Below are 15,436 nucleotides of genomic sequence, written 5' to 3'. Positions count from 1 at the left end.
TTGTCAATAATATTTAACTTGGCATTAACTTTAGCAAATACATCTATAACGAGTCAATTTTGCAAACATTCGCAAAAATTAACATCCTGAATTAGAAGAAAATTCAAATTTGTTTAATTATAGGCAACTTAATAAGTTAATGTATATTCTATTGATCCAAAAGATAACTAAAAACTTTAAACTCTCTATAAATAAATTAAAAAAATCTAATTTTTATGCTGCCAGTAATTTCCTTAATCATCACAGTTTACAATCGAGAAAATTATCTAAGATTAGCTATAGAAAGTGTTTTATCGCAAACCCGGCAAGACTTTGAACTGCTGATTTGGGATGATGGTTCCACAGATAATTCCCTAGCTATTGCTCGTGAATATGAAGAGTGCGATCGCCGCGTGCGGGTAATATCAGGCAAAGATAACATGGGAGCAGCCAGAGCCTTAAAAGCTGCGATCGCTCAAACTCGTGGTAAATATATCGGTTGGGTAGATAGTGATGATTTACTCGCACCAACAGCACTAGCCGAAACAGCTTCAGTTTTAGATGTCAAACCCCATATTGGCTGGGTTTACACCGACTATTTAGATATTGACGAAAACAATACAATCCTCAGCTATGGCTATCGTTGTCTTGTAGCTTATAGCCGTGAAGCACTGTTAAATCAGTTCATGACATTTCACTTTCGGCTAATTCGTCGAGAAGTGTTGGAGTTGGTTGGGGAAATTGATGAGTCACTTGCAACAGTAGAAGATTACGATTTGTGTCTAAGACTTTCTGAAGTTGCAGAAGTTGAGCATATTTACAAACCGCTATACTACTATCGCACCCATCTAGAAAGCATATCGCGGCAACGACAACAAGAACAAATCAAGAACGCCCAACTAGCAATTCTCAAAGCACGACAACGCAGACAGCATCACAAACCAGAATTACAAAAGAAAGCCCTCATTCCTGGCAGCAAGATAAATTTTACTGCTATTTCCAAAGCTAAAAAGCAAATTTTTTCAAAATCTATCAAAACATTAGCAGTAAGCAACATCGCATTGCTGTTATGCCTCCTACCTCTAACAGTCAAAGCGCAACAAACTATCACCCCTGCTAACGATGGTACAGGGACAACTGTTAACACTCAAGGTAACAATATTAATATTAGTGGAGGTAGTTTAAGTAGCGACAAAGCTAACCTCTTTCATAGCTTCAGCAAATTTGGTCTAGATGCTAACCAAACAGCTAACTTTTTATCGCAACCATCAATTCAAAATATCTTAGGTAGAGTTACAGGTGGTGAAGCATCAATAATTAACGGCATCATTCGCGTTAGTGGCGGGAATTCAAACTTATATTTAATCAACCCCGCAGGCATTATCTTTGGTGCTAATTCTAGTTTAAATGTACCTGCGTCATTTACCGCTACCACAGCCACACGCTTGGGTTTTGGTAATAATAACTGGTTAAATGCGGTTGGGACAAACGATTACAATCAACTTATCGGTACACCCAATAGTTTCGCTTTTGATAGCAGTGTCGCTAGTGCTATTTTCAATCAAGGTAATTTGGCAGTGCCATCAGGGAATAATTTAAGTTTATTTGGTGGCACAGTGGTAAGTACAGGAACTTTGTCAGCGCCTAATGGTAACGTTACAATTGCGGCTGTACCTGGCAGTAGTTTACTCAAATTGAGTATGGCGGGGAATCCTTTAAGTTTAGAAATTCAACCGCTGAATGCAACTAATAATAATTTATCAGGGAATTCTTTACCAGCATTGTTGACTGGTGGTGGTGTTGGGAATGCCTCTGGTTTGGTGGTAAATAATGGCGAGGTAAAGTTAACTGGTTCTGGTTTGACGGTTAGCAATGGTGATGTTTTAGTCAATCAAGCATCTGGGAAAAATGTTACCCTAGCTGCTAACCACAATTTGACACTACCAGAAAGTAAACTTGCTGCCACTAACAACTTAAATTTACTTGCTAAAGATACCGTCAGAGTTCGTGATAGTGTTGCTAAAAATTTCTCGGCTACTGCTGGCAATAAACTCACAATTCAAGGTAATCAAGGCATTGATATTTTTGCAATTAATCACTTAGCTCAAACACCATTTATCAGTGGTGGTGATTTGACTTTAGTTAGTAACGGGAATATTTCTTTAGACGCGCACTTTGCCAGCGGTGGTAAATTTTCAATTCTCAACTCTCTAGGACAAGGTGCTGATTTCATCAGTTTAGTTGACCCCATTTTTAGTTCTAACCAAGATGTTACCTTTGGTAACTATACTGGCCCATCTTTAAAAGTAGAATCTCGTGGTAGTATCACGACTGGCGAAATTGTGATTACTGATGCAGATACCGCCCTTTCTAGTACTACTGCTGATGGTCAAATTTTGAGCAGTCAGCCAGCATTAATTTTACGAGCAGGTGTGAGCAGTTTACAAGAAGTTACCACTGGTAATCCATCAAGTTTTATTGTCGGTGGAGCTTTATTCACATCATCAGGCAGCACATCTTCACCGGGTAATGTGAATGTCACAGGTGATATTTCATTTAGTAATTATGGTGGCCCTGTAATTATTAGTGCTACCGGTAATATTACGACTCAAAATATTACTAGCCCTAATAATAATGATAATATTACTGGTCAAGTCGAACTGACAGCCGGAGGCGATATTAACACCAACGATATTACTACTGCTAGTGGTGGAATAAGCGGTGCTGTGACTTTAACCGCAGGAGGTAGCATTACCACAGGTGATATTGATACATCTGCAATAGGTTTTGGAGATGTCATTGCGGGTGCAGTCACACTTCAAGCAGGAACTAGCGGTACATTTGGTAAGAATATTACTTTTAATAGTATCAATACTCAAGGTTTTTTTGGAGAAGGAGAGGGCGGTAATGGTGGAAATGTTAATATTTTGGCCTATGGATTAGTGAGAGGCATCAACAGAATTTTTAATGGTGATAGTCCAGATACAATTAACACTACTGGTGGTACTACTTCAGGCTCAATCACAATTCAACATGATGGTGGGCCAAATAACGTCCCATTTATTGTTGGTAATTCCGCTACTAATGGTACAGACGGAGATATTGTGAGAAATGATACGCCAACAACTGGTGCTTCATTTGCGGTTTTACCCAATGGTGGCACAGTTGCAGATGCTGGTAATGGTGCTAATTTTATTTCCATCAACACGCCACCGACAATCACAGCAGATTCGCTGTTTTCAAGCGGACTAAATCAATCCATAACTTTCACATTTGGGTCTTTAAATCCGATTACTAGTGATGTCAATAATGACAATCTCACCATCATTTTTGATGCCATTTCATCAGGTACTTTAACTTTTCAAGATGGTACACCAGTCACATCGGGAAGTGTATTAAGTAACAGTACTATTTTAGTGTACACACCACCATCAGGAGCTAGTGGTCAAATTCCGGCTTTTACCGTTAGATCGAGTGATGTTGTTTCTCAGTCAGCGCCTCAACAAGTAAACATCACTATTACTCCACCACAATGTACTATTCTGTGTGTACAACCTCCACAACCTCCAGAACCGCCAAAAACTCCACCAACTGATACCGATTTTCCTCAAGATGAGAAGTTTACAGATCAGGTGGGGACGTACTTAGGAGAAGGTAAACAGCCAATTAAGGGTATCAAGGAAGCACGGGAGATTCTCACTAACATTGAATCTTCTACAGGTGCGAAACCTGCCCTAATTTACGTTTCCTTTGTACCTGCAACTATCAAACCCACTGCCCAATTACCAATCATCGGTCAAGATAATGACGTTTTAGAATTGGTTGTGGTGACAGCTAAAGGTGAACCAATTCGGCAAGTATTAACGAATGTGACGCGATCGCAGGTTCTCGCAGCCAGCCGTCAATTAACCAGTTCTGTAACAGATCCAGCACTGCGACGCACCTATATCAAGCCTGCTCAACAACTATACAGTTGGCTAATTACACCCATTGAATCTAGTCTCAAGACACGAGAAATCAATAATTTAGTGTTTCTCATGGATACGGGATTACGCGCTATGCCTGTTGCCGCACTTTATAATGGTCAACAATATCTGGTGGAACGTTATAGCGTCGGTCTAATGCCCAGTCTCAGCCTGACAGACACCAAATATGTCGATATTAAAAAAGCTAAAGTTTTGAGTATGGGTGCATCTCAATTCATGAACCTAGATCCATTACCCGCAGTCCCCACAGAATTAACTACTATCGAGAAAATCTGGCCTGGTAAAGCCTTTTTAAACGAAGCCTTTACTTTGAAAAATCTTAAAGCTCAACGACAAGAAACACCCTACGGAATTGTTCACCTCGCCACCCACGGCGAATTTAGAAAAGGTGCGCCCGGTAACTCTTATATTCAATTATGGGATAGCCAACTGAGAATGGATCAGATGCGCCAACTTGGCTGGAATAACCCATCTGTAGAACTAGTAGTACTGAGTGCTTGTCGCACAGCCTTGGGTGATGAAGACGCAGAACTAGGTTTTGCTGGCTTTGCAGTCCAAGCTGGTGCTAAGTCTGCATTGGCGAGTTTATGGTATGTCTCCGATGAAGGTACATTTAGTTTAATGACCGAGTTTTACGAAAAGCTGAAACAAGCCCCCATAAAAGCTGAAGCTCTCCGCCAAGCACAAATAGCCATGATCAAAGGAGAAGTCCGCCTAGAAAACGGTAAACTGAAAACGTCTCATGGTGATTTACCTCTACCACCCGTCTTACTAGAACTCGGAGACAAAAACCTAACTCATCCCTATTTCTGGTCAGCTTTTACCATGATTGGTAATCCTTGGTAAGTGGGTTTGCGGTCAAGTTGTGCTGGAGAACTTAAAAATCTTTGCTTGACTACGCCTGTGTGACAAATCTGTGGCGGCTGAATAGGGATTTCAATTACAAATTCTGCTCCCTTCCCTGGCTGGGAAATACACTGCAAACTACCGCAGTGTAGTTCAGTGATATTGCTAATGTAAATTTTTTCGGTTGTTATCTAACAATAAAAACCCAGTTTCTATCAGAAACTGGGTTTTTATCATCTAATTAATGTAAATTATTACAAAGCAACACTCAAGAAACCGCTTTCGATTAAATAAGCTGTGTAGGTCATAAACAACTTAGAATCGATTGGCGGACAGGAAATAGAACTACCTGCTAACGCTTTTACGGTTGCTTCACAGCTAATTTTTGGTCTTCTAGCTTGCAGATATAAATCGGGAATTGTGAGTTGTTCTTCAGACCAACGTTCTAGTAGAAATGGGCGCAGAGTATATAAAGGATTATCTGGTGAAGCCGCATTTTTAATTAACTCTACTTGCCATTCATCGTAGGGTAGCATTTGTACCGGATAACCAAAAGAACTAACCCAGTCAACTAATACTTTTAAAGAAACAGGGTTGGGATGTTGTAAGTGAAAAGCTTTACCTATCGATTCTTTTTGCATGGACAGATAGACAATAGCTTTACTTACATAGTCTACAGGAGACATATCCAACATATATTCTACGTCGGGGAAGCTACCCATTTGTAGACAACCCTTGACCATTAAGTTGATAAAGTCGTGGGTGTTACCGATACCTGTATTGCTATCTCCAGCGATTAATGGTGGTCTGTGGATTGTAACAGGTAAACCGCGATCGCTCGCAATTTTCACCAACTTCTCAGCCACCCATTTTGTTTGCGAGTAACCGAGGAAAATACCTTCCCAGTGGCTAAAATCATCATCTTCTTTCACCACCTTACCAGCGTAATAAGGTGATTCAAATACAGCCACGCTAGAAACGTAATGTAAAGGCTTGACCTTGATTTGACAAGCCAAGCGCAATATTTCTTGAGTACCTAAAACGTTAGCGGTTTTCAGTGCTGAGTAGGGATAAACGTAGTTCAACAAAGCAGCACTGTGATAGATGGTGTCAATGTTGGTAGCTAAAGCTTGGAATAGTTCTGCGCCAAGCCCTAACAAAGGTTGAGACAAATCACCAATGACGGGAATAATGCGAGGATCTAACTCATCCTGACCAATTCCATACTGTTCCAAGTTCTTTTGCAGCTTGTTTTTACCATCTTGTAAATTAGCAGCACGTACCAAGCAGTAAAGTTCTGCATCGGTTTGTTCTAGCAGTTCCCGGATGATGAATGCGCCTAAAAAGCCCGTGGAACCTGTCAAGAAGATTTTCTTGGGTTTATCTACAGGTGTGTAAACAGCACCACCAGGATGGATAGTTGGGTCGAGGACTACTTCGGCTTGTAAATCGAGAGTGGGAAGTTCAGCGATCGCATTCCCACCTGTTTGTTTTACAATCCCTGTATCCTGCCCATCAGATTGTTCTACTAATTCCTCAGCTAAACGCTCTGACAAAGATGCAATATTTGGATAATGCCACAACAACAAAGGTGATGGTTGAAAACCCAGCAATTCCTCTAACTTACTTACCAGAGTCATTGCTTGTGCTGAGTCTAACCCGTAGTTTTCTAGATTTTCGTGGATATCAACTTCATCAGTTTCTACACCCAGTAACTCAGCTAGGTGAGACACCATCCACGCTTGAATATCTGCTGCGCTATAAGACATTGTTACCTCTTAAAATTATTGACATTCTGGACGATACTGAGTGTAGTAATCGGGTATTTGCAAACCTTGAATTTTTAAATTTTGAATGCGATATAAAAATGCCGCGCCCTTCATAATATGGTCAGCAACATTTACAACTGTGCGATTTTGAGGTTCAGCTAAATAAGAACCACGCACCCAATCATTAAAACCTCCCATCGCCGGGCCGCACCAAATTTGATAATCAACTTCTCGACCTTTTTCACCAGCAGTAGACCAGCGAGAAGATAATCCTAAATACCAACGGAAAATCAAAGCCATCTTCAACTTAGGATTATTCACAGCTTTACCCAATTTTTCAGGATTTTTCTGTGATAAATAAGCAGCTGTTCCTTCCCAAGCCTCAGCAATAGTTTTTCGGAAAACTTGTTTTTCTAACTTCTCTCTTTCTGCCGCAGGAATTTCTTCAATTGAGTTATAAGTACGATACAATTCATACAATTTTTGCGCTCGCATCGGGAACATAGTACCCCGTTTTAGCACTTGTACCTTCACACCCATTTCAAACATATCGCCTGCGGGAGCCATAGTCACATCAGCCATTTCAGCTTGCGCTAATATTTTTTTAGTATGCTCACAAGCACCAGATTCAACACAAGCTTGATTGATTGAACCAGTAACTACATAAGCAGCACCCATCATAAAAGCTGCCAAGGCTGATTCTGGGGTAGCAATTCCCCCGGCTGCACCGACTCTAATTGCTTGGGTATAATGATATTTTGCTTGAATTTCGTCCCTTAAAGAAATTAGTGAAGGAAGCAAACAAATCAACGGGCGGTTATCAGTATGACCGCCAGAATCAGCTTCCACAGTAATATCATCAGCCATTGGCACTTGTTCAGCCAATCTTGCTTGTAACTCAGTAATTAATCCTTGTTCAACTAATTCCTTTACAAGTTTGGCTGGTGCTGGCTGCATAAATTTACTCGCAACTTCCCGGCGAGAAATTTTAGCGATGACTTTATTTTTGATTTCAATTTGATTAGCAGCATTTAAACTTAACCCAGCCAATCGATAATAAACAATGTTGGGTGTTAAATCTAAAAATGCCGAAGCTTCAACAATTCTGACACCATATTTTAAATATAAATCCACAGCCCGACGTTCAATCGCCATATCATTAGGGCTGTGAATTAAATTAAAAGCATAAGGGCCATTTGGTAAAGCTTGTTGAATTTGTTGAATTGCTGATTCTATTCTTTCTGGAGGTAAACCACCAGCACCAAAAGAACCTAAAATTTTCTCTTTTCCTAAAGCAATGACCAGTTCTTCGGAAGCGATACCACCAGCCATTGCACCAGTCATATAGGCATATTTCACGCCATAGCAAGAGAGAAAACTGGGGTCGCCTAACTGTTGTAGAGAAATAGGCGCAATTGAACTTATTAATTCTAATTGGGAAGTTGTGCTATTTTCAACAGGATATAAATATCCTTCGTTAGTGATTCCAATCTTACCTGCAATTTTGACAATATAGCAAGGTTTATCTAATAGTAGTAATTTATCTTTGATAGCTTGCTGTTCAAAAGATATTGTTTCTAAATTACCTTTCCAAACAAGATTATGATTGTAGGTATAGGTAGGGAATTTTAAGCCATTATCTTGGGTGCTGAGTGGCATATCGAAGGTAGTCACAGTAGTTATCCCTCGGATTGTTAAGTGCGAATTTTATTGTTGTGGTTAGGTGAATTATTTTTTGAAACGAACCACAAAGGGCGCGAAGATCGCAAAGAAAAGAGAAGAAGAGATAAGAGAGGTTAATTATCACTCATTTGTAAAATTGGCTTTCTTACATTCGTGTACTTTGCGTACTTTGCGGTTCGTTAAAGAAACTTTTTTTCATTACTCAAGTAGATTTGCTATAATTATCTTTCTTAAGAAAGGTTTAAGAATAAAGTGTAAAACCTTATCCTTAAACCATGAGGTAACGTGCATTCAAGCTTATTCTTTAAGCAAATCTTCCGCGCAAACTAATTGCAATTGAATAATTTCACGCATCTGCTTACTAAAATCTTGCCGCGCTTGTAAGAACGCTGTATGTGCTTGAGTTATCCGAGCATTATTAGCATTCAGCTTTTGACAGTGAGAGGTATTTAACTCCAGCATTCTGATTAGGGTATCTAAATCTTGATTGGTAGCAGATGCTTGCGTATGTGTGGCGATTAACTCAGAAGATTCTACTTTTTCTTCTGCTGCAAAACCGTGTTCAATGATATTTTTCATTGAAACTTCTGCATTTTGAGTCAAAATATCATTGCCTAAAATTTTATGAGTATCTTGCAGCGATTTGATGATATCAATTTCATCAGGCAATGGTATATTTGAATGCAGATTTTCAGCTTGAATACCTTTAGCTTTCCCTGGTAAATCTTGGAAAAGTTTGCGGTTTTCTTCAGTCAAAATACTAGCGGTGATTGATTTACCACCGACGGTAACTGTGCGTAAGGTGGCTTTATTTTGTTTAGGCGCAGGTGTGAGGTTGTAGAGTGGTGATAAATCTACAGCTACGCGATGGCTGAGAAGTTTTGCTAGTGCTTTGACAATGGTAGTGTGGTCATCCATACCCCGACGGTTGAGGGATACGGTGATGTGGTCTTTGTCTTCGAGAATTTTATCAACCCAGCGTGAACAAACACCACCCGCACCAGCTTCGATGAAGATTCTCGCGCCGTCGTCGTGGAGGCGGTTAACTAAGCGCGGGAAATCTAATTGTTGGCAAAGTCCGGTGGCGATGCTGCGAGCGATCGCACCACTCTCTAGTACAATAGGCTGATATTCCGCAGCCGAATAGAAGGTTACACCTGCTGGATTTTCGGATGGTAAAGTATTTAATTTAACTAACTCTCCATACTCCGATCGCATCGTTTCGCAGTGGATAACGTGATCGAAAGGAGCCACGAAAGAATTACAACCCAAGGCGGCGATAACTCGCTTACAGGCCGCTGGTTCACCAGCAATTAAGACTTCTTCCGGTGTATTAATTTGCGTCAAATAAACTTGCGGCTCGTTCTTGATGGCTTCCTGTACCTGTTCAGGACTCGCCATCAAAACGAAGTTACCCCAAAAGCTTTTATCTAAACTATCTGCGTTTGGTAAACCCCAAAATTCGCGCACCGCATTTTTCGGGCCAGATAACCTATACCCAAACAACGCCGAGGAATTGAAAGAGTTACTACCTTGAAAGAAATCACTCCAAACTCCTTGCGCTACCATCATGCTCGTTTCACCCAAGCTGTAACCAAATACATACTTCGGCTTGAGTTGAAAGTCATCACGAATAACTGTGGTGAGCAGTCTGGTAAAGAACATTTCCGCTTCAAACATTGCCAGGGAATCATCTAGCAATTGCTTTTCTAAAGTCTCTATTTGTCTGAGGGATAACTTACTCAAGCTTCTGGGAAACACGCGTCGTTCCACATCCGCCGCCCGCTTATGCAGACTCTTCACCATGTGGTCGTTAAAGATTCTAGGGAATAAGCGGAAGAGATTCCGACCCATACCTATGTATGAATTCACCGCCGCCGGATACACATAAGCAATTTCGCCAACTTTTCCGAGAGGCTTGGGTGTGAAATAACTACCTACAGGTGTTTGCCAGTCTGTACCTTTTTCAAACGCTGTTTTGACACCCTTACGCGCTGACTCAATTTCTTTGAGGAGTTCTTTTTTATTCCGTCCATTGATGGCGATGGCGTATTGCGCTTGAGGATTAGCTTTGTATGTAGCAAAAGTTTGACTTGCACACTCTGATAAAGAAGAACTAGTTTCAATGCTCTTTTGCAGACTATCTAGAGCTGCAAAAATACTGTCCCTGTCGTTAGCCGCTATCGGGAACAGATGATATGGCATTTGTTCCAAATATCGGCTAGGGCGTTCTTCTTGGGTGGGGTCTTCCGAGATAATTACATGAGCAAAAGTACCATCACAACCCAGACCGTTAATTGCTGCTATCCGACGGTCAGAGTCTTTACCCAAGAACCAAGGACGAGATTCTGTAGCCACATAAAAAGGACTTCCTTCCCATTGTTGTGGTGTTTTCACACCAGACCAATTAGGCGTACCTGGAATATAGCGATAGTAAAGACACAAAGCTGTTTTGATTAAGCTGGCAATTCCTGAAGCTACTTGAGTGTGTCCGATATTGGTTTTGACGCTACCAATAGCACTGTGCAAACCATGACCTACCGATGGATATGCTTGCAATAAACCAGTGATTTCAGCTTCGTCTTCTTGGGGAATACCACTGGCGCAAACCTCTACATAGTTCACCTGAGAAGGTTGCACACCTGCGCTATGAAAGGCTTCGTTAGCTGAATTGACGAGAGATTGTCCGATACTGATAGCATCAATAGTGGCATAAATGCGATCGCCATTTTCCTGCGCCACATCGTAGCGTTTGAGAACAACTACACCAACACCTTCACCCACATTCCAACCGTTGGCTTTTTGGTCATAACTCAACGTATTGACACCAGTGTTAATCTTGGCGGTTTGGTTGCGTAACAACACATTCTCTACACCACCAGCCAAATCAACAGCACCAACAATGGCTGCGTCTGCTTCACCAGTCATTAGTAGCATTTGTGCGACTTCCAAAGCTTTGAAAGCCGAAGTCTCTACAGCCGTGAGGGTGAAAGCAGGCCCGGTGAAGTTCCACAGCGAGGAAATGCGACTCGCCATAATGTTGGCGATATAGCTTAAGTATTCACCAATCTCTACTTGTTGGTGAACGCTATCTTTAACGATGGTTTCTAATTGAGCAATCTTTTCCGGTGGTAAGGTAATTTCCGCCGCGTTCAAACCATCTTTGACTTGCCAAGACAAATCCCATCTTTGCTGTAGCTGGTGTACAGATAACTCTGTTTCAGCCGCAATAATTACTGCGACATTACCGCCTTCGGGTAGGTTTGCATCTTTGATGGCGCGTTCTGCAACCTTCAACAATAACAACTGTTGAGGGTTCATTTTTTCGACTTCGTTAGGAGGAATCTTATAGGCTAAAGTATCAATTTCAAAGTCTTTGATATATGCTCCGACGGGGGGTTTACCTTCAGATAAGCCGTAGTCTTGGAGTAAATCTTTTTCTGTGTCGATACCATACCATCTTTTTTCGGGTAGAGGTATGAAATGCTGTTTGCCATCATAAATACTGCGTTCAAAAGCATCTAAGCCATTGCATTCGCCAAAGAAGGCATCCATGCCAATAATGGCAATCTTGTTTTTATTATCTTGGGTCATTACTGAGTACCTAAACAGATATTTTTTTGTCTCGCGCAAAGGCGCAAAGAGCGCAAAGAGAAGAGAAATAGCTTTGTAGACTCATACAAAAATCTCTTTACTTTGTGTCCTTGGCGGTTTTTTCCAAAATAATGTGAGAGTTAGTTCCACCAAAACCAAAGGCGCTTAAGGCTACGCGTTTAGTTGAATTATTGTTAGGCCAAGGTGTTGTTGTTTTGACTATGTTTTTGGGTGAAATGACAGTATTGTCTGCACCGATGGGTTCATCAACATTAATAGTTGGTGGAATCACACCATGATTCAGGCTGTAAATGGCTTTAGTTAAGCCCACCATCCCAGCACCTACTAACAAATGTCCGACATTTGATTTAGCAGAACCAACTAATGGTGATGCTTGATGTTCACCAAAAAAGCTTTCTACAGAATTACATTCGGTGGTATCGCCTAAGAGTGTGCCTGTAGCGTGACACTCTAGATAATCAATTTCTTTTGGGCTGATTTGGGCTTCTTGATAAGCTCGTTCGTAAGCTAATATTTGTCCTTTGGCGTTGGGGCTGAGTAGGTGTTTGCCTCTACCATCGTTGGAGAGTCCGTTACCGCAAACAGTAGCGAGGATGTTATCACCATCTCTGACAGCATCACTGTAGCGTTTGAGAACTACCATACCGATGCCTTCTGAGGTAACTAAACCGCGTGATGCTTTATCTAGGGGGCGGCTAATGCCGTTTTCTGGATATCCTTGAATACCAGAAAAGAGCATTCGTAAGAATAGAGGGTCAGAACAACTAATTGCCCCAGCCAGCATTAAGTCGGCTTTACCTGTCTGTAAATAGTGCGATGCTAGTTTGATGGAGTAAAAGGCTGAGGAACAAGCGGCATCTATACAGAAATGAGTGCCTGATAGTGAGAGAGATTGAGCGATGAGGGCGGCTGGTAAACCAGAGATCATCGCGTTGTAGGGCGATGGTTTGCTGGTTGGGGGAATGGCTGCTAAATGGAAATCTTGGTCTTGGATAAGTTGAGCGATCGCACCATCAAGTGTGCGGCGATAAATGGGGGATAATAATTGATTGGAAAGTTTTGTCGGTAGGGACAAAGTGCCTAGAATTACGCCGCATTTGGCGAGGGCTTGTTGATTACCTAAATAGCCACTATGTTGAACTGCTTGTTTAGCTGCGTAGAGTGACCATTTAAAGGTGTTATCTAAGCTATTTACTAAGGTTGGAGGGAGGTTGTATTCGCTGGGGTCGAATTTAAAGTTGCGAATAAATCCACCTTGGAGGAAGTAAATTTTTTCCGGTTTGCCTTTAGCAGAGTCGTAAAATATTGTGGGATCAACGCCAATTTCGGCGAGTGTAACTTCTGAGGTTGAGCTTTTTTGCTCGGTGATATTCTGCCAAAATTGTTCGGGATTGTTCGCGTCGGGAAATAGGCAGGATATACCGATGATGGCTATTTTTTCCACTGTTGTTGTCCTCGTTGGGGTGGGCTTTAGGATTTACGGTGTTCCCCGGAGTGGAAATTAAGAGTTTATTTCACGCAGAGGCGCAGAGGCGCGGAGAGTTGGGAAGGTGTGTTTTCCCAGAGTATTTTTTTAACGAACCGCGAAGGACGCAAAGAGCGCAAAGAAGAGGAGAGTTACAGAGAATAGAAATGAGTTTACTATTGCTATTTTAAACGCAGATAATTCTCCGCGTAACTTTGTCTTGAAAAGTTTGCTCAACGGGGGGAACCCCCGCACGCAACTTTTCGCTGCGTTTACCTCCGCGAGCCTCTGCGTTTATATGTTAATTATTTGTTCATCATTCTCATAGGCCAAATGACTGCTTTGGCTCCGAGGATGCGAGAGTATATTTTACCTTCGCGGTCGTGAATGTAATAGTCTGCGGTTACGCCTGTTGCTGTTTTTGCTTTCACTTCGCAGGAAACATAGAAGGGTTCATCGCAAGGTAAGGCGCGGAATTGTTCGGAGTGGGTTAGTTGTCCTGGTAAGCAAATTTCTTGATGGAAATGGTTGAGCCAAATCCATAGGGGTTGTGTGCTTAAATCGTTGGAATATGGGTTGTGCCAGTTAACAGGAAATTGCCCTTGTTTTTGAGCAGAAATTGAAGCCCAATAGCATTCGGCGGTAATTTTTTCGGGGGTAATGTTGATGACTCTGGTGATTTTTTGAAATGCTGGGCCGTGGAATAATGAGGAGCTATCTTTTTGATAAAAGTCTGTGCCAGTAGCGGTAATGATGTTATCTTCGGTGAAGTTTACTGATTCGTAAATGGGTGCTTCTGGCATTTTCCGCACGATTTTGATTTGGGCGCGGAAGTGATAATGAGTTTTCCCTTCGGGTGTTTTACTTAAGATTGTGGTTTGTAATTCGACAAATTCAGATTCACTTTTGGCGAGTTCTTGGATTTCGAGAATGTGTTCGCTGACGTTGGAGTTAGCAAAGGTAATTCCTTTGAGAACTTTGAATTCTTTACAACTTAAATAGCGATAACCTGGATGCAATTCTTCACAAGCGTTAATCATCCAAGACATGGCGCAGGTTGCTGGTAATACAGGAGAACCAGCGATGACATGATCATATAAAAAGGGGTTTGCTTCTAATACGATGCGGCGACGAATGCGGTAGCTTTTGAGTTCTGCATCTAAGGGTGCGGGTGGGCGAATTGTGGGGCTACCGATAACTACTTGGGTAGAGTCGTGGTGTGCGGGATGCAGTTCGTTGACTAACATTTGTGCGCCGATATCGACGGGGATGATATCAATTCCGCGTTCGGCGAAGGCTTTTTTGAGTTCTGGTGTTACCATACCGCTATCCCAACCGCCCCAGTTGATTGCAACTACGTGACAATTGGGATGGTTTTGTTTGAATAGATGGGCTGATTTGTTGAGAATTTCGTTAGCGATCGCATAATCGGATTGCCCAATATTCCCGTAAAATCCAGTTACGGAGGAGAACAATACTAACTGTTCTAGTTGATTGGGGTTAACGCAATTCAGTAGATTTTCTAAGCCTTGAACTTTAGCTGTATAAACTTTTTCAAAGTCTTGGTCGGTTTTCTTTTCGATTAATTTATCAGCTAAGTTACCAGCACCGTGAATAATGCCAGTAATTGCACCAGTACGTGCAACGGTCGCTGCTAGTTTTTGTTGTAGTTCAGCAACATTTGTCACATCAGCACTCAGATATTCAACTTTTGCACCTGTGGCTTGAAGTTCTGCTAGTGTCTGTTTAATTTCGCGGCTGGAAGCAATTTTGTTATATATCTTCTGCACACTCATGGGTGTAGGTTTCTCACCTTGAGCGAGAAGATTTTCCATGATGCGTTTTTTTAATGCAGCATCTTCAAAACAATCTTTGGCGAAGTCTGGTTCGTTTTCTAATATTTCGGAACGACCGAGGAGTATAAATGTGCAAGGTTGTTGTTGTGCGAGTTTTTTAACGCAGAGGGAGGTGATTCCTTTCGCACCGCCACTGACGAGAAATACTGAGGAAGAACGAACCTGAGTTGCTGTTGTCATATTTATTTGAATTTGAGAATTTATTTAAACGAACCACAGAGACACAGAGAGAAGTTG

General features: G+C 41.5%; 6 protein-coding genes. 1 reads left to right on the top strand and 5 read right to left on the bottom strand.

Annotated features, from left to right (window positions below; genetic code table 11):
- The first annotated feature begins 215 nt into the window (after nt 1-215).
- Complete coding sequence (locus tag NCWK1_RS13660; protein ID WP_103125091.1) at nt 216-4,811, top strand: CHAT domain-containing protein; 4,596 nt, start codon at nt 216-218, stop codon at nt 4,809-4,811.
- A gap of 254 nt (nt 4,812-5,065) precedes the next feature.
- Here the strand turns inward: NCWK1_RS13660 and NCWK1_RS13650 are convergent, their stop codons facing one another.
- From NCWK1_RS13650 to NCWK1_RS13630, 5 genes are all read right to left on the bottom strand, one after another.
- Nucleotides 5,066-6,580 carry a thioester reductase domain-containing protein gene (locus NCWK1_RS13650; protein ID WP_103125090.1) on the bottom strand — a complete coding sequence of 505 codons (1,515 nt, stop codon included), beginning with the start codon at nt 6,578-6,580 and terminating at the stop codon, nt 5,066-5,068.
- A gap of 15 nt (nt 6,581-6,595) precedes the next feature.
- On the bottom strand, nt 6,596-8,239 hold the full coding sequence (locus tag NCWK1_RS13645) for a PfaD family polyunsaturated fatty acid/polyketide biosynthesis protein (protein WP_103125089.1): 1,644 nt from the start codon (nt 8,237-8,239) through the stop codon (nt 6,596-6,598).
- Between the two features lie 321 nt (nt 8,240-8,560).
- Nucleotides 8,561-11,857, bottom strand: coding sequence for a PfaB family protein (locus NCWK1_RS13640; protein ID WP_103125088.1), 3,297 nt, complete (start codon nt 11,855-11,857; stop codon nt 8,561-8,563).
- 97 nt (nt 11,858-11,954) lie between these two features.
- A complete protein-coding gene (locus NCWK1_RS13635; protein ID WP_103125087.1) occupies nt 11,955-13,322 on the bottom strand; it encodes a beta-ketoacyl [acyl carrier protein] synthase domain-containing protein in 1,368 nt (455 codons plus the stop codon).
- Between the two features lie 326 nt (nt 13,323-13,648).
- Entirely contained in the window at nt 13,649-15,379 is a 1,731-nt protein-coding gene (locus NCWK1_RS13630; RefSeq protein WP_103125086.1) for an SDR family NAD(P)-dependent oxidoreductase, read from the bottom strand.
- Between the last annotated feature and the right edge of the window lie 57 nt (nt 15,380-15,436).

The organism is Nostoc cycadae WK-1, from assembly GCF_002897135.1.
Classification (GTDB): Bacteria; Cyanobacteriota; Cyanobacteriia; order Cyanobacteriales; family Nostocaceae; genus Nostoc_B.
The sequence above is the reverse complement of the archived record's forward strand: the minus strand, read 5'-3'. Positions and strand labels throughout refer to the sequence as shown.